Below are 16,462 nucleotides of genomic sequence, written 5' to 3'. Positions count from 1 at the left end.
GAATATAAAAAATCCCGCAATATGCGGGATGTTATTTTTACAATTTCAAACGAAGATGTAATTCGTTCAGTTGTTGTTCATCAAGTTTTGCAGGAGCATCTATCATTACATCCCTGCCGGCGTTATTTTTCGGAAAGGCTATAAAATCCCTGATACTTTCCTGACCTCCCAAAATTGCCACGAGTCTGTCAAATCCAAAGGCGATACCGCCGTGTGGGGGAGCTCCGTATTGAAATGCATCCATTAAGAATCCAAATTGTTCTTTAGCTTCCTCCGGAGTAAATCCAAGATATTTGAACATCTGGCTTTGCGTTTCCTTATCGTGAATTCTTATAGATCCGCCACCTATTTCATTACCATTCAAAACAAGGTCATAAGCATTCGCCCTTACATTCCCTGGCTCAGTAGCAAGAAGTGCAAAATCTTCTTTCTTGGGAGAAGTAAAAGGGTGATGCATGGCGTGGAATCTTTCAGTCTCTTCATCCCATTCTAATAAAGGGAAATCAACCACCCATAATGGGGCGAATTCATCAGCTTTTCTTAACCCAAGCTCATTACCTAAATGCATTCTTAGCGCACTAAGTTGAGTTCTGGTTTTGTCTGAATCCCCGGCCATCACTAAAATAAGATCTCCTGGTTTAGCACCGGTGGCATCAGCCCAGGTTTTAAGATCTTCCTGGGAATAGAATTTATCTACAGAAGATTTTAAAGTTCCGTCTTCATTGTATTTTGCCCAAACCAGTCCGTTTGCGCCAACCTGAGGCCTCTTGACCCAGGAAATTAGATTGTCGATCTCTTTTCTGGTGTAATTAGCAGCTCCTGGAACCGATATTCCAACCACCAATTCCTGCTGATCGAAAACATTAAAACCTTTATTCTTCGCGAGATCGTTCAGTTCAGCGAATTCCATCCCGAACCTGATATCCGGCTTGTCATTCCCATACTTTTTCATGGCCTCTGCATAGGTCATTCTCGGGAATTCTGCTATTTCAACTCCTTTGATCTCTTTTAATAAGTGTCTGGTAAGGCCTTCAAAAATATTCAGAATATCTTCCTGATCCACAAAAGCCATTTCACAGTCTATCTGGGTGAATTCTGGCTGACGATCGGCTCTCAGGTCTTCGTCCCTGAAACACTTAACGATCTGGAAATATTTATCCATTCCACCAACCATTAACAATTGCTTGAAAGTTTGGGGAGATTGTGGAAGAGCGTAGAACTGACCTTCATTCATTCTGCTTGGCACCACAAAGTCACGGGCACCTTCAGGAGTAGATTTGATCAAGTATGGCGTTTCAATTTCTATAAAGCCTTCGTTGGAAAGATAATTTCTCACCTTCATTCCCACCTGGTGCCGAAACATCAATTTATTTTTTACCGGATTCCGGCGAATATCAAGGTAGCGATATTTCATTCTAAGATCTTCCCCGCCATCAGTCTCATCTTCAATAGTGAAAGGTGGAGTTTTTGAAGAATTCAGAATTTTGAAACTCTCTACTAGAACTTCAATTTCACCGGTAGCGATATTTGGATTTTTAGATTCTCTTTCTATTACGCTACCTTCAACCTGAATTACAAATTCTCTTGCAAGACTTCCAGCTTTATCCATTAATTCTTTTGAAGAACGTTCCTCATCAAAGATAAGCTGAGTTAATCCATAGCGATCGCGCAGATCTACCCAGATCATAAAACCTTTGTTTCTCACTTTTTGAACCCATCCGGAGAGAGTTACTTTATTACCTATATGTTTCGCGTTAAGTTCCCCGCAGGTATGACTTCTGTACATGTTATCCTTCAAATTTAGAATGGCCACAAAAGTAAGAAGTTATACACTTTTACTTAGCCTTTCCTGATTAAAAATTAAATGAATTTATTCCAATGTGTCGAAATGTAAATTTTATAAATGACTGAAAATAAGTTAAAATCGTCTTCAATGTTAACTTAATGTTACGTAATTATTGATTTTTTGTAAACTTTTAGTATCTTTATGATCTTAACGTTAACTGAAAAAGAGCTATGAAGACAATTAATTATATATTTTTAGTAGCGGCATTCCTTCTCGGAGGGGTGGTTACTGCTCAGGAAAAAGATCTTGAGCCTGTTTTTGAGAAACAGGGTGAATTAATTAAAGGAACGTTTTATTATGAAGATGGAAGTATTAGACAGGAAGGTACGTACAAGGACGGCAGACTCCACGGAAAATGGATTTCTTACAACCAAAATGGTGAAAAGACAGCCATCGCAAATTACGAAAACGGAAAGAAAGACGGAAAATGGTTTTTTTGGTCTGAAAATAAACTTACCGAAGTTGACTATCAAAATAGCGTAATTGCATCGGTGAATAGCTGGAAAAGTGATAGCTCATTGGTGAACAACCTCTAGAGAAAATAAATATTTAATTAAAAAACCCCGAAGAATTTCTTCGGGGTTTTTCGTTATCAGGCCTTTTTTAATTCCCGCTCTTTTCGTTTGTCTGCAAATTTCACTTTCCCTCTGTTCACCAGGTAGAACATTACCGGTACCACTACCAGGGTAAGGAAGGTTGCGAATACAAGTCCGAAGATAACTGTCCAGGCAAGAGGTCCCCAGAAAATAACATTATCACCGCCAATATAGACTGCCGGATCATAATCTGTGATAAGTCCGAAGAAATCTATATTCAGTCCCACCGCCAAAGGGATCAATCCAAGTACTGTGGTAATTGCTGTAAGCAATACAGGTCTTAATCTGGATTTACCACCTCTAACGATCACCTCAAAATACTGTGCTCTCGTAAGTAGATCCTCTTCTTCAAGACCCAGGTCTTTCTTCTTTCTATCAATGAGTATCTGGGTATAATCAATAAGTACAATGGCGTTATTCACCACAATTCCTGCCAGTGAGATAATACCCATCATGGTCATAATGATAATAAAATCCATCTGGAATGTAATAAGTCCCAGAAATACGCCCACGAGACTAAGCACCACCGCCATCAGGATGATAACTGGTTTTGATACCGAGTTGAACTGAGCAACCAGGATAAGTAGAATTCCGCCAAGCGCAATAAGAAGTGCTTTTATCAGGAAACTCATATTTTCAGCCTGTTCCTCCTGTTCTCCTGTAAATTGCAAGGAGATATCCTCAGGCATTTCATAATTTTTCAATGATGTTTGGAGTTGTTCTACTATCTGGTTTCCATTATAGCCCTGTAGTACATTGGAATAAACAGTAATTACCCTCTTTAGATCTTTTCTTTTAATTGAGCTGAAAGATGAGGCTACTTCGGTTTCAACCAATGAAGAAATAGGAACCTGGCGGGTTTCACCGGAATTCTGATCTTTAAAAGTTATAGGCTGATTGAAAAGTGCATTTTCATCATATCTGAACTCCTCATTAGATCTTACATTCACCTCATAATCGTCGTCTCCATCTTTATAGGTAGAAACTTCCTCACCATAGATCGCACGTCTCAGTGTCTGTCCAACCTGCGAAGTGGAAACTCCAAGCTGTCCAGCTTTTCTTCTATCTACTCTAACATCCAGTTCAGGTTTAGATTTATTAACATCTATCTTCAGTTCTTCAATTCCAGGAATACTAAGACCCTGAATATAAGATCTTAAATTTTCAGCTTCGGCAAGCATCTTTTCATAATCTTCGCCTTTCAATTCAATATTTATAGGATAACCGGCAGGAGGTCCCGCGGCATCCTTTTCCACCTGAATAGAGGCCCCCGGAAATTCGTTCACGGCATCCCTCACTTCGGCCAGGACCTGAGAACTTTCCACGCCTCGACGTTCCTTGAACTCACGCATTACAATGGTAACCTTACCTTTATGAGGCATTTCGTTCTGCTGTCCGCCATCGGTTTGAGGGTTTCCTGCACCCTGACCCACCTGTGAGATCACAGATTCTACCATGAAGTTATAACCATCTTCGTCCTCGTACTTTTTGATAACTTCAAAGATCTGATCCTCTACATTTTTAGTAAGTTCATTGGTTTTTTCAATATCAGTACCTTCAGGATATTCAATATAAGTGATCACTTGTTTTGGCTGGTTTTCCGGGAAGAATAATACATCCGGTTGTACAAGGCCTATAAGTACAAACGATAGGAATAATAAAAGCAGGGTTCCGAAAAAGAATCCGTAAGCTTTTCTACCTCTAAGCGCATATTTAAGGAAACGTTCGTAATTGCTTTCAAGTTTTTTTAGTGATTTGAACTGGAAGTAATCTACGGCGCCAGATAATACATATTTATATAGCCATAGTAAAAGCACTCCCAGAAGGAATAAGTTTCCAATGGCTCTCAAAGCGCCAATATTCACTGCATAACCACCTACAAGCAAGACTGCGCCAATAATAGCCATGATAATACTGATCCTGATAAGTCTCTTTTTAGAGATTTTTCCTTCTTCAGTTTTCATGAATTGTGAGGTGAGCATCGAGTTGATGATAATAGCTACAAAAAGAGAAGATCCCAGTACAATGGAAAGAGTAATTGGAAAAATTACCATGAACTTCCCAATGGTTCCCGGCCATAATGCCAACGGGAAGAACGCCATAAGGGTAGTTGCAGTAGAAGCTATAATTGGCCATGCGATCTCTCCCAGACCCTGTTTGGCAGCTTTTTTCCTAGACCAGCCTTCATCCATTAAAGTATACACGTTCTCTACTACCACAATTCCATTATCTACCAGCATTCCCAGTCCCATCACAAGCGCAAAAAGCACCATGGTATTCAGGGTGTAACCTAAACTGGAAAGAATAATATAAGACAGGAACATGGATAGCGGAATGGCAAGTCCCACAAATAGAGAGTTTCTAAAGCCTAAGAAAAACATTAGTACAAGGACTACTAAAATAACCCCGAAAATAATATTGTTCACCAGGTCGTTTACCTGGTTTCGTGTATCTGTAGAAAGGTCGTTGGTAAGACTTATGTCCAAAGATTCCGGCAGGTATTCCTCCTGTTCGGTTTTTATGATCTCCTTGATATTATTTACCGCTTCGATCATGTTCTTACCGCTTCGCTTTTTAACATCAAGCATCACCACAGGTTCGCCATATTCCCTGGCATAAGTGGTGGCGTCTTTTTCCTGAAAATTTATACTTGCGATATCCTTTAGAAAGATATTTCCGCCTTCACGCTTAACCACTACATTTTTTAATTCCTGAGGATCCTCGATCTCACCAATGATCCTGATGTTCTTTTGAACTCCGCTGGTGATTATGTTCCCTCCCGAAATGGTTCTGTTCTCAGAGCTTATAGCGCTAATAATATCTTGAAAACTAACCTGGGATGCACTCATTTTATAGAGATCCACCGCGATTTCCACCTCCATTTCTTCAGCCCCGCGAATACTCGCTTCCTTAATCTGAGGTAGTAATTCTATTTTCTCCTGAAGATATTCTGCATAGTCTTTTAACTGCTGTACGGTATAATCTCCGGTAAGATTAATATTGAGAATTGGTTGTTCTTCGGAAAGATTTAGATCAAATACATTGGGTTCTACCTTAGCACCATTATCAAGAGTGGGCCATGTGGTTTCAGCTTTCACCAAATCTACCTTATCCTTGATCTTCTGCTTGGCGACATCAACATTTACTTCTTCTTCAAATTCAACGATAACCAGTGAATAATCCTGAAGTGTTGTAGAGCTGATTTCTTTTACTCCACCCACATCATTGAATTCCTCTTCAAGAGGCTCGGTTATGAATTTTTCAACGTCTTCTGCCGAGTTCCCCGGGTTGATCGAGCTTACGTATATTTTGGTTTCAATGATCTCCGGAAAAGATTCTCTGGGCATACTGTAATAGGAGAGAAGTCCGCCCACCATTACAATGGCAATGATGACGTATACGGTCATCTTGTTATCTATCGCCCAGGAGGAGAGTTTGAATTCTTTATCTAATTTCATTCTGCTTATTTTCTGAATTTAACTTCCTGACCATCACGAATGTTCTTAGCACCGTCAGTAATTAAGATTTGTCCGGGTGTAAGACCTTCTTTTATTTCAATGGAGTCATTATAGACAAGACCAGTTTCTACGATCACTTTCCTGGCAGTACCAAAGTTCTTGTCATTTTCCTGCTCCAGTACGTACACTATGCTTTCTCCCATGGCGTTTTTCTGAATACTACTCTCAGGGATCACGATGGCATTTTCTGAAGTATAATCGTTCAGTTTTATAGTCGCGATCTGGTTGGGTTTGATAAGATCTTTTTCATTGGGAACTTTTACCTCAATTCTAAAAGTTCGGTTATTGGGATTGATATTATTTCCAACCTGGCTCACTTTACCTTCGAATTCACGGCCTACAGATCCAATATTAACTTTTACCCCGGTTCCTATTGAAATTTTACTCAGATAGTTTTCGGGAACATCGGCTTCCACATACATATTATCCAGGCTAATAATTCTGAATAACTGGTTTTGCCCGGGATTTACTACTTCTCCCTGTTCGCTTATCACATCATCTACAACTCCGCTAAAAGGAGCTCTTACCACAGTTTTGTCCAGCTGAGATTTCAGCCTCTGAACAGAACTTTGTAAAGCTTCGTAATTGGTTTTAGCTTCCAGATACTGCATTTCAGACCCAATATTCTGATCCCATAATCTCTTTTGTCTCTCATAGGTGGTTTTCGCCAGTCTTTCCTGAGCTTCTAGCTGTGCAAGCTCGCTCTGCAGTCCTCCGTCATCAATTCTTGCCAGAACCTGTCCTTTAGAAACCCTGTCTCCTTCATTTACCCTCACATTGGTGAGAATTCCTGAAAATTCCGGATAAACTATAATATTTTCATCGGTGGCGACATTTCCCTGTACTTCAGCATAATGCTTAAAAAGAGTATCCTCAATGGTTTGAATGCTCACCAGATCCATTCTCCGGTTCTTATCCAGGCTTTTGATAGCTTCATCCAGGCGGTCTAATTGTTCAGCAATTTTAGATTGTTCGGTGCTTAATTCAGATTTCTTAGCTCTAATCTGGCTTAGATCTTCACTTTCTATGACCTGATCTATAGATTTAGTTTCCTCGTCTCCACCACAGGAAATCAATAAAAGGGGAAGTCCAACTATTAGGATTAACTTTTTCATATTCTTTTTTATAATTGGGAGATTAATTTTCATCATTATAGGTTCTGGTATCGAGTAGATTTTCAAGTTCTGCTTTAGCGGTGATTACATCAAGCATTGCCTGTAAATAATCTTGTTGTGCTGAATAAAGCTGTCTTTGTGCCTCAGTTAATTCAAAACTGCTGGCAATTCCTTCAAAGAACTTTATCTGATTCTTATTTTCAATTCTTTCGGCCAGTTCGAGATTTCTTACGGCATTCTGATAATTTTCAATACTGAACTCATATTCACTTTTAGCCATATTTATCTGGCGCTTTACCTCGTTTTCGGTACGTTCCAGGTCCAGCATCGCTTGTTCGTGTTCCAGTTCTCTTTGCTGGGTTTTTGAGCTTCTCATTCCACTACTGAAAATTGGAATATTAAGGCTTACTCCTAAAACAGACTGACCAAAATATTCCTGATCGCTGGTTAGAAAAGTAAATTTCTGGCTAAAACCCTGATAACCGTAATTAACAAAACCCGTAAGTGATGGTAATGCTTTTGCTTTTTGAAGTTTTACCTGGATCTCTGCAGATTCTGCAGAATTCTTTGCAATACGATAATCTATGTTTTCTTCCACAGGAATTTCTTTGCTTAAAAGCGAGAGATCATAATACTTCATGGCCAGTTCATCAAGATCATCAGAGAGGTTCACTTTGTTTTCTACCGGGATACCCAAACTGAGATTCAGCATTTCATAAGCGATATCTCTCATTCTCAGGCTACGGCTTAAACTATTCTTTAAACCTAAAAGAGTGATTTCTAGTTGCTCTACATCTTCCTGTTCAGCAAATCCGTTTTCGTAGATCTTTTGCGTATCTTTATAATTCTTCTGAAGACTTTCTACATTCTTTTCAAAGATTTCCACGCTCTCTTCAGCCAGAAGGACATTGGCATAGGCGCTTATGATAGCCTTTTTAATCTCCAGGTCGGTCTTGGTTTTAGCATTTTTGGATATCTGTAATAAGGTCTTTACCGATTGAATCCCTACGATATAAGAACCATCAAAAATTAACTGATTCCAGGTGCCGGTAGCGTTCATACTTTGCTTGGTTCCAAAGGTAACCGGGGTGAAAGTTCCGGGCTGTCCACCTGTGATTTCTGCAGGAAGCAGGGTTACAGGCTGTTTCAGGTAATTTTGATAATCTACATTTCCACTTATTTGTGGAAGTCCCTGAGCGATGATCTCCCATTTTTGTTTCAGAGCAATATCCACATCTTTTCCTGCAATTTGAGACTGATAATTGTTTTCCAATCCATACTCAATCGCTTCCTCTAAAGTAAATTGATAGGTTTTCAGCGTATCTTCCTGGGCAAAAATACTGACGGATGCCAGTAAAAGAAGGCTGAAGATTTTTAGTGATCTATTTTTCATTACTTAAATATTCTTCAAGAGTTTTGATTCCTTTTTGTGTGCAGATCGCCCTGAGGTGATAATTCAGAAATTCTTCGGTAAGGTCCTGTTCGCTGAATTCCTCCAGGGGAAACATTTCTTTATCTTTTATGCCCATCATTCCTACAAAATGAATTCGGCATACAAAGGGGACGTTAATCTGTTTCCTGTAATATCCCAATTCAATTCCACGTGAGATATTTTCTCCCACGCAATCCTCCAGTACATTGAATTGTTCTTCTATGAGCTTATTGAAAATCTTGGGGTAATATTTTTTCAACTGGAAATGAGGAGAGGTTTTTTCTCCTTTTAAATGCTGATTCACAAAACGCTTAATTTCAAAATTTTCAATTACCGGGTTAAGATTTTTTGCTCTAACCTCATCGATTCCTTCAGAAATAGTTTGCAGCAAATGTGAACCTGTGGCCTGTACCAATTTATTTTTTGTAGAATAATGCGCATAGATGGTCTTTTTAGATATGCCCAGCTTATCGGCAATATCATCCATGGTTACACTTTTAAAACCATAGTAAAGAAACATCTCGGTAGCGGTATTCAATATTTTCTCCTGCACCTTCTTATCAAATTTTTGGCAAAAGTATATCAAGGAAACTTTATACACAAAAAAAGTTTCCAAAGTTTACGATTATTTAACATGAGCATAGAATTTGAAATACTGTCAATTATGGTATTTTAGCGAAAATTTTTTATTTCATGCTTGCCATTTCCCAGTATAGAGAAGCTATCATCGACTATCTACACGAAAAGATCAGAGTGAAGGAACCTGTAAACTTATATGAGCCTATGGTTTATATTCTTGAACAGGGTGGGAAGAGATTAAGACCAGTACTGGTACTTATGGCTACTGAAATTTTTGATTGTAATTACAAAAAAGCGCTTGACGCCGCGCTGGCGATAGAAATTTTTCATAATTTCTCCCTGGTTCATGATGATATTATGGATGATGCACCTATTAGAAGGGGAATGGAGACCGTGCATGAAAAATGGGATATCAATACCGGGATACTTTCCGGGGATGCCATGCTTATTAATGCCTACCAGCTTTTTGAAAGTTATGAAGGCGATACTTTTAAAGAGCTCTCAAAGCTTTTTACAAAAACTGCCATCCAGGTTTGTGAAGGTCAGCAATACGATATAGATTTTGAGACCCGTGATAATGTAGGTATCGAAGATTATCTTTTAATGATCGAATACAAGACCGCGGTGCTGGTTGGAGCTTCCCTGCAAATGGGGGCGATAGTAGCGCAAACCTCGCAGGAATGTAAAGAGGCCATCTATCAATATGGCAGATTACTGGGGATTGCATTTCAGCTTCAGGATGATTACCTGGATGCTTTTGGAGATCCCGAAACCTTTGGTAAACAGCCCGGGGGTGATATTATCGAAAATAAAAAGACCTTTCTTTATATTAAAACCCTTGAGCTGGCCGGCAGGAGTGAGGCTCAGCAATTGGAACATCTATATAGTATTTCTCCTATAGAAAATTCTGGAAAAATTGAGGCTGTAAAATCACTTTTTGAAACTTGTGGGGCTGCAGAACTTACCAGAAAAGAAATAGAAAATTACACGGATATGGCCTTCAAAATTCTGGATAAAATACAGTTGCCAGAAGAAAAAAAGGAGCCATTACGCAAATTTGGGGAAATGCTAATGGAACGTCAGGTTTAAGTTTTCCATACTTTTCTAAATATCAGCTGATCAGCTGTTCATTTTCAGGCAGTGTTAAAATTCCTATAATCCAATAGAGAATTATCATAATGCCTGCAAGCTGTTTTTTTTAAAAATTGTATTTTTGTTATGTTTTTAAAACAAAAGGAACATTTGTTTCAATTTTATGGATAGATTTTCATTTCTAAATGCTGCTCATACTGCATATTTCGCAGAACTTTACGATCAATATTTAAAACATCCTGATAGTGTGGAGCCCAGTTGGAGGGCTTTTTTTCAAGGATTTGACTTTGGAATGCAACAAAATGGCGTTTCAGAAGAAGTATTGGGAGAGGCCCCTGTAGATTTTACTGAAGGAGAGATACCGGCACACGTAATTAAAGAATTTCAGGTAATACGCTTAATTGACGGTTACAGAACCAGAGGGCATTTGTTTACCAAAACAAACCCGGTAAGAGAACGTAGAAAATATTCTCCTACTCTTGATATTTCAAATTTTGGTCTTGAAGAAAGTGATCTTAATACGACTTTCAATGCCGGAGATATTCTTGGGATTGGTCCCACTTCTCTAAAAGAGATCATACAACATCTCGAAAATATCTATTGCGAATCTATCGGGATAGAATATATGTATATCCGTAAACCGGAGGAAATAGAGTGGATCCAGAAAAAATTGAATATCAATGAGAATCATCCTCAATTTGATGAAGCTCAGAAGAAGCAAATTTTAAAGAAACTCAACGAAGCAGTTTCATTTGAATCTTTTCTTCATACTAAATATGTTGGGCAAAAACGTTTTTCACTTGAGGGTGGAGAAAGTTTGATTCCTGCACTTGACGCGCTTATAGAAAAAGCTGCTGAATTAGGAGTGAAAGAATTTGTAATGGGAATGGCCCATCGTGGAAGGTTGAACACTCTTACCAATATCTTCGGAAAAAGTGCTAAAGACATTTTTAGTGAATTTGACGGGAAAGATTATGAGCAGGATATTTTTGATGGAGACGTTAAATATCACCTTGGATGGACTTCCTGCCGCACTACCGATAACGGAAACGAAATAAATATAAATATAGCCCCAAACCCTTCGCACCTTGAAACTGTAGGTGCCGTGGTGGAAGGTATAACCCGGGCAAAACAGGATCGTCGCTATGAAGGCGATAATTCTAAAGTTCTTCCTATCCTTGTACATGGTGATGCAGCTATTGCAGGACAGGGGTTGGTGTACGAATTAGTTCAAATGGCCCAGCTAGAGGGTTATGAAACCGGCGGAACCATTCATATTGTTGTGAATAACCAGATAGGTTTTACCACAAACTATTTAGACGCAAGAAGCTCCACTTACTGTACAGATGTTGGGAAAGTAACGCTTTCACCAATACTCCATGTAAATGCTGATGATGCTGAAGCTGTTGTTCATGCCATTCTTTTCGCACTGGATTTCAGAATGAAATTTAAGAGAGACGTATTTATTGATCTTCTTGGCTATAGAAAATATGGACATAATGAAGGTGATGAACCTAGATTTACTCAGCCTAAACTTTACAAAGCAATTTCCAAGCACGAAAATACGCGTGATATTTACTTTGAAAAGCTGAAGAAAGAAGGTGTTGCAGATGATGAATATCTAAAAAACCTGGAGGAAACCTATAAAGCTGCCCTTGAGGAAAAGCTGGAGGATTCCCGAAAAGAAGAAACTACCAGGATCACACCTTTCATGGAGGATGAATGGGACGGTTTTGAAAACGTTCAGGAAGATGAAATGATGGAGAATGTGGATACCACATTCGATCTCGATAAATTAGATAGAGTTGCGGAAGCCGTTTCTCAATTACCCGAGGGTAAAAAATTCATGAGAAAGATCAATAAGATAATAGACGGAAGAAAGACAATGTATTTCGAAGATAATAAGCTGGATTGGTCTATGGCCGAACATCTTGCTTACGGATCTTTGATGGTAGAAGGCTATAATATCAGAATTAGCGGTCAGGACAGTGAACGAGGAACTTTCTCGCACCGTCATGCCGTGGTAAAGGTTGAAGACAGTGAAGAAGAGATCATTCTTCATAATAATATAAAAGAAAGAGACGGAGACTTCTTTATTTATAACTCTCTGCTTTCAGAATACGGGGTAGTAGGTTTTGATTATGGTTATGCCATGGCCAGCCCAACTACACTTGCAATATGGGAAGCCCAGTTCGGAGATTTTGTGAACGGTGCGCAGATTATGATAGATCAGTACATCTCTGCAGCAGAAGATAAATGGAAACTTCAGAATGGGTTGGTGATGTTATTGCCTCACGGATATGAAGGTCAGGGAGCAGAACACTCTTCAGGAAGAATGGAGCGTTTTCTTCAGCTTTGTGCTAAGGATAATATGTATGTGGCAGATGTTACAACTCCTGCTAATATGTTCCATATTCTTAGAAGGCAGATGAAGGCTAAATTCAGAAAACCTCTGATCATCTTTACCCCTAAAAGTTTACTGCGTCATCCAAAAGTGATCTCTACTAAAGAGGAGTTTGCTACCGGAAGTTTTCAGTCGGTATTAGATGATAACGAAGCTGAGGTGGAAAAGATTAAAACACTTGTATTCTGTACCGGTAAATTCTACTATGATCTTCTGAAACACAGGGAAGAGAGTGAAAGAGATGATATTGCATTTGTCCGGATAGAACAATTATTTCCGTTACCAATTTCAAGAATGAAAGAGATAATGGAGAAATATAAGAATGCTGATGATGTGGTATGGGCACAGGAAGAACCTCGTAATATGGGGGCTTATGCACATTTATTACTACATTTTGAAGAAGCCCGGAAATTCAGGGTATGCAGCCGTAAATTTTACGGATCACCTGCAGCAGGTAGTTCGGTGCGTTTCAAAAAGCGTCACGAACGAGTGATCAACAGTGTTTTTGATAAGAATTTAAACGAAGAAGAAAATAATTAAGAATCAGTTTCCTGAATTTCAGGAACCAAAATAGATAATAATCATGGCCTTAGAAATGAAAGTTCCATCACCCGGGGAATCCATCACTGAAGTTGAAATAGCTCAGTGGCTGGTAGAAGACGGAGATTACGTTGAAAAAGATCAGGCAGTTGCCGAAGTTGATAGCGATAAAGCTACCCTTGAACTTCCTGCGGAAGCAAGTGGTATTATCACCTTGAAGGCTGAAGAAGGCGATGTGGTAGAAGTTGGAGAAGTGGTTTGTCTTATTGATACGGAAGCAAAAAAACCAGGCGGTGGTGACGGTGATGATGAAAAAAGCTCTGACGATAAGCCGGCTGAAGAGGAAGAAAAAGAACGCCAGGAAAAGAAAGAAGATAAAAAGGACAGTGATAAAGCAGAAGCTAAAACTGAAACTCCTTCTAAATCCAGTACTCCAAGTCAGGAACAGGATACGTATGCTACAGGAAGTCCATCCCCGGCAGCCAAGAAAATTCTTGATGAAAAAGGGATAGCTTCTAAAGATGTAAAAGGAACAGGACGTGATGGACGTGTGACTAAGGAGGATGCGGTAGAGGCTAAAGCTTCTATGGGAACTCCTGGAACTGGAACAAGAGGTGAAGAGAAGAAGAAAATGTCTATGTTCCGTCGTAAACTGGCAGAACGTTTGGTAAGTGCTAAGAACGATACAGCAATGCTTACTACTTTTAACGAAGTAGACATGTCTCCAATCTTCGAATTAAGAAAGAAATATAAAGAGGAATTTAAAGACAAACATGGGGTTAGCCTTGGATTTATGTCTTTCTTCACGTTAGCTGTTATTCGTGCTTTAGACGAGTATCCTGCCGTAAATTCTATGATAGATGGAGATTACCAGGTAAGCTACGATTATAAGGATATAAGTATTGCAGTTTCGGGACCAAAAGGTCTCACCGTTCCTGTAATTAGAAATGCTGAGAATTTAAGCTTCCGCGGAGTTGAATCTGAAGTAAAACGCCTTGCTTTAAGAGCACGTGATGGAAAGATCACGGTAGATGAAATGACCGGTGGTACATTTACAATTACTAATGGCGGTGTATTTGGATCTATGCTTTCAACACCAATTATCAATCCTCCTCAGAGTGCTATCCTAGGAATGCACAATATCGTGGAGAGACCAGTGGCAATTGATGGTCATGTAGAGATAAGACCGATCATGTATGTTGCTTTATCTTACGATCACAGGATCATTGATGGTAAAGAATCTGTTGGTTTTCTTGTGGCTATTAAAGAAGCTTTAGAAAATCCGGAAGAATTACTAATGGATAATGATGTAAAAAGAGCTCTTGAACTTTAATTAAAGAGTTTAAATCTTAATAAAAAAAAAGGTCCGCATTGCGGACCTTTTTTTGTCTCTAACAAAAATTAAAACAAAACTAACAAACGAAAAACGTTCAAGGCTAAGACCCCCACGACTAAAATGGCCAGGATAAAAAAGATAAGCTGAGTGGATACTTTTGTTTTGATACGTTTTAAATTTTAAACCACTCAAATTTACTTTTTAAGTAATTTAAGTAAAAGGGGATTTTTCCCTTTTATTTCAAATATAAAGCCTTGTTCTTGTAATCAATTACGGCTTTCCCTTTTTTGAGGATATCGGCACCAATAATTCCATGTACTTTTTCCGCTTTGTGATTAACGAGTGCTTCATTCACATGTTTCAGATCAAAAAGTACCAGGTCGATTTTTTTCTTTTTCCAGCTATTGATTTCGATACGATTCTTTTGAGAGATCTGAGTGAGCATATTGGTAGCTCCTGCCCCTGCAGCTTTTATATCACTGTCTTCTGAAAGCAGGTCAAAATGTTCGACAGCATCTACACCTACACAGGTACTTGAGGCACCGGTATCCAGAATAAAGTTTCCTTCAATATCATTTATTTTAGCAACCAATTCTAAATGATTGGTTTTAGTATACTTTAATTTAATACGATGAAATCCTTTTTCTTCTAATAGCTTTTTTAAAGACATTTTTTGATGCAAATATAAAATTTTAAGACGGAAGGTTTACTGAACCTTTTATATTGAATTTTTATCCCCAAAGGTTAAAAGGATATTTTGATTTAATCTTTTGAAAGAATTAAGAATTTTAAAGTAAGAAAATTCGATCTATTCCTACAAGTTAAATTATTGATAAATAGACAAATAAGTTGTTAGTCTGAATTAATTATAAAGATATCGAATAATATTTTGATCATAATTTTCTACTAATTCTTCTTATTACATTTATCCTGAAAAACGTTAATAACCAATGTATTATGAGAAATTTTTTTAATACCATAATGGTAGGGTTATTATTGATGGGGTGCTCCGTAGATAATGACGAAACTATTGTAAATGACAATCAACTTTTAATTGCAAATTCAGTTCTGGAAGTTGATGGATGTGAATCTGTAAATTATGAATTATTAAATAGTACAAACAGTATTGTTGGTAATTTTGTAGTTACGAATGATGAAGATAATTTGTATTTAAACTTTTCAGCTCCTTCTGGATTTTTAATTACTGAAATAATTTGGCAAGTTGCTTCTAATGAAAATGAATTACCAATTAATAATGGTGGAATTATTGTTGGACAACTTAATAATAAAAAGAAGTTTTCTTCTGGAACTAATTATTATGGAGAAACTATCGCCCTAGATAATTATAACGAAGATATCCATGAACTGGCAGTAGTAGCGAAAGTTGAGTTAACAAATGAGTCTCTCCAAAAATTTTCAGTTTGGGTGGGTGATGTAATTATTGGTAGAAAAGGTAGTAAATTATTATATTATACTATTTGTGAGCCACAGTATGAGCCTGTCTGTGAGGCTTATGCTGGTGATAATAATAGTATTACTTATACTAGGCGAGAAATAGATGATATTGTAGATACTGAGGAAGATCTTGAGAATGTTTACAAAAATTTATTAGAAGAAGGTGTTAGCAGAGAAGGGTCATTTGAACCTACAATTCACGAAATTGTATTATCTTATTATTTTGATAGTAAATATCAAGATTTCAAAACTGTATATACAGTAACAAATGAAATTAACGGTGAAACCTGTTCCGACTCCGTTGAATTAACTTTGACGGTCACTAGATAATTTTTTCGATTAAAAAAAAGATAAAAGCAGCGCACTTGAGGCGCTGCTTTTTTATTTTAAAGAAAGTTTGAAAATTAAATCTTTTGATTTCTCTGCTCGCGATTAATTTTAGTATAGAAAAATAATCATGGTTGTGGGACTAAATAGCTTTTAATCCGATGTGTTGAGGATATCTATTTTGTAAGAAAGCTAATTTATTTTATGGAAAAATCTATATTA

Annotated in this window: 11 protein-coding genes; 5 read left to right on the top strand and 6 right to left on the bottom strand. The window is 38.0% G+C overall.

Features of this window, described 5'->3' with window-relative positions; genetic code table 11:
- Positions 1-37: 37 nt before the first annotated feature.
- Positions 38-1,786 carry an aspartate--tRNA ligase gene (gene aspS / locus LGQ90_RS10505; RefSeq protein ID WP_229340893.1) on the bottom strand — a complete coding sequence of 583 codons (1,749 nt, stop codon included), beginning with the start codon at positions 1,784-1,786 and terminating at the stop codon, positions 38-40.
- A 230-nt stretch (positions 1,787-2,016) separates the two neighbouring features.
- Here aspS and LGQ90_RS10500 point away from each other — a divergent pair, with 230 nt between their 5' ends.
- Positions 2,017-2,382 (top strand): toxin-antitoxin system YwqK family antitoxin, encoded by a 366-nt coding sequence (locus LGQ90_RS10500; protein ID WP_229340892.1) that lies wholly within the window; start codon positions 2,017-2,019, stop codon positions 2,380-2,382.
- 56 nt (positions 2,383-2,438) lie between these two features.
- On the opposite strand, the gene LGQ90_RS10495 is transcribed toward LGQ90_RS10500, so the two are convergent.
- The 4 genes from LGQ90_RS10495 to LGQ90_RS10480 are packed head-to-tail and all read right to left on the bottom strand — an operon-like array spanning position 2,439 to position 9,060.
- A complete protein-coding gene (locus tag LGQ90_RS10495) occupies positions 2,439-5,900 on the bottom strand; it encodes an efflux RND transporter permease subunit (protein ID WP_229340890.1) in 3,462 nt (1,153 codons plus the stop codon).
- Positions 5,901-5,905: 5 nt separating this feature from the next.
- A complete protein-coding gene (locus LGQ90_RS10490) occupies positions 5,906-7,075 on the bottom strand; it encodes an efflux RND transporter periplasmic adaptor subunit (RefSeq protein WP_229340888.1) in 1,170 nt (389 codons plus the stop codon).
- A 22-nt stretch (positions 7,076-7,097) separates the two neighbouring features.
- The gene (locus tag LGQ90_RS10485; RefSeq protein ID WP_229340886.1) at positions 7,098-8,468 is read right to left on the bottom strand and encodes a TolC family protein; all 1,371 of its coding nucleotides are present in this window, start codon (positions 8,466-8,468) and stop codon (positions 7,098-7,100) included.
- Positions 8,458-9,060 carry a TetR/AcrR family transcriptional regulator gene (locus tag LGQ90_RS10480; RefSeq protein ID WP_229340884.1) on the bottom strand — a complete coding sequence of 201 codons (603 nt, stop codon included), beginning with the start codon at positions 9,058-9,060 and terminating at the stop codon, positions 8,458-8,460. Before LGQ90_RS10480 ends, LGQ90_RS10485 begins: the two co-directional genes overlap by 11 nt.
- A 140-nt stretch (positions 9,061-9,200) precedes the next feature.
- Here LGQ90_RS10480 and LGQ90_RS10475 point away from each other — a divergent pair, with 140 nt between their 5' ends.
- From LGQ90_RS10475 to odhB, 3 genes are all read left to right on the top strand, one after another.
- On the top strand, positions 9,201-10,175 hold the full coding sequence (locus LGQ90_RS10475; protein ID WP_229340882.1) for a polyprenyl synthetase family protein: 975 nt from the start codon (positions 9,201-9,203) through the stop codon (positions 10,173-10,175).
- Positions 10,176-10,341: 166 nt separating this feature from the next.
- Positions 10,342-13,122: a 2-oxoglutarate dehydrogenase E1 component gene (locus tag LGQ90_RS10470; RefSeq protein WP_229340880.1), complete on the top strand. Its 2,781-nt coding sequence runs from the start codon at positions 10,342-10,344 to the stop codon at positions 13,120-13,122.
- 43 nt (positions 13,123-13,165) lie between these two features.
- Positions 13,166-14,455, top strand: a complete 1,290-nt coding sequence (gene odhB / locus LGQ90_RS10465) for a 2-oxoglutarate dehydrogenase complex dihydrolipoyllysine-residue succinyltransferase (protein WP_229340878.1) — start codon at positions 13,166-13,168, stop codon at positions 14,453-14,455.
- Between the two features lie 238 nt (positions 14,456-14,693).
- Here odhB and LGQ90_RS10460 read toward each other — a convergent pair whose 3' ends face one another.
- A complete protein-coding gene (locus LGQ90_RS10460) occupies positions 14,694-15,128 on the bottom strand; it encodes a retropepsin-like aspartic protease (RefSeq protein ID WP_229340876.1) in 435 nt (144 codons plus the stop codon).
- Positions 15,129-15,415: 287 nt separating this feature from the next.
- Between LGQ90_RS10460 and LGQ90_RS10455 the strand changes: the two genes are divergently transcribed.
- Positions 15,416-16,243, top strand: a complete 828-nt coding sequence (locus tag LGQ90_RS10455) for a hypothetical protein (RefSeq protein ID WP_229340874.1) — start codon at positions 15,416-15,418, stop codon at positions 16,241-16,243.
- The last annotated feature ends 219 nt before the right edge of the window (positions 16,244-16,462 follow it).

It is taken from the genome of Christiangramia sediminis, assembly GCF_020552705.1.
In the GTDB taxonomy this organism is placed as follows: domain Bacteria; phylum Bacteroidota; class Bacteroidia; order Flavobacteriales; family Flavobacteriaceae; genus Christiangramia; species Christiangramia sediminis.
The sequence above is the reverse complement of the archived record's forward strand: the minus strand, read 5'-3'. Positions and strand labels throughout refer to the sequence as shown.

What these genes read in the sequence shown, in the direction of transcription:
- aspS (WP_229340893.1), bottom strand. Translation starts at nt 1,786, where the DNA reads ATGTACAGAAGTCATACCTGCGGGGAACTTAACGCGAAACATATAGGT.
- LGQ90_RS10500 (WP_229340892.1), top strand. Translation starts at nt 2,017, where the DNA reads ATGAAGACAATTAATTATATATTTTTAGTAGCGGCATTCCTTCTCGGA.
- LGQ90_RS10495 (WP_229340890.1), bottom strand. Translation starts at nt 5,900, where the DNA reads ATGAAATTAGATAAAGAATTCAAACTCTCCTCCTGGGCGATAGATAAC.
- LGQ90_RS10490 (WP_229340888.1), bottom strand. Translation starts at nt 7,075, where the DNA reads ATGAAAAAGTTAATCCTAATAGTTGGACTTCCCCTTTTATTGATTTCC.
- LGQ90_RS10485 (WP_229340886.1), bottom strand. Translation starts at nt 8,468, where the DNA reads ATGAAAAATAGATCACTAAAAATCTTCAGCCTTCTTTTACTGGCATCC.
- LGQ90_RS10475 (WP_229340882.1), top strand. Translation starts at nt 9,201, where the DNA reads ATGCTTGCCATTTCCCAGTATAGAGAAGCTATCATCGACTATCTACAC.
- LGQ90_RS10470 (WP_229340880.1), top strand. Translation starts at nt 10,342, where the DNA reads ATGGATAGATTTTCATTTCTAAATGCTGCTCATACTGCATATTTCGCA.
- odhB (WP_229340878.1), top strand. Translation starts at nt 13,166, where the DNA reads ATGGCCTTAGAAATGAAAGTTCCATCACCCGGGGAATCCATCACTGAA.
- LGQ90_RS10460 (WP_229340876.1), bottom strand. Translation starts at nt 15,128, where the DNA reads ATGTCTTTAAAAAAGCTATTAGAAGAAAAAGGATTTCATCGTATTAAA.
- LGQ90_RS10455 (WP_229340874.1), top strand. Translation starts at nt 15,416, where the DNA reads ATGAGAAATTTTTTTAATACCATAATGGTAGGGTTATTATTGATGGGG.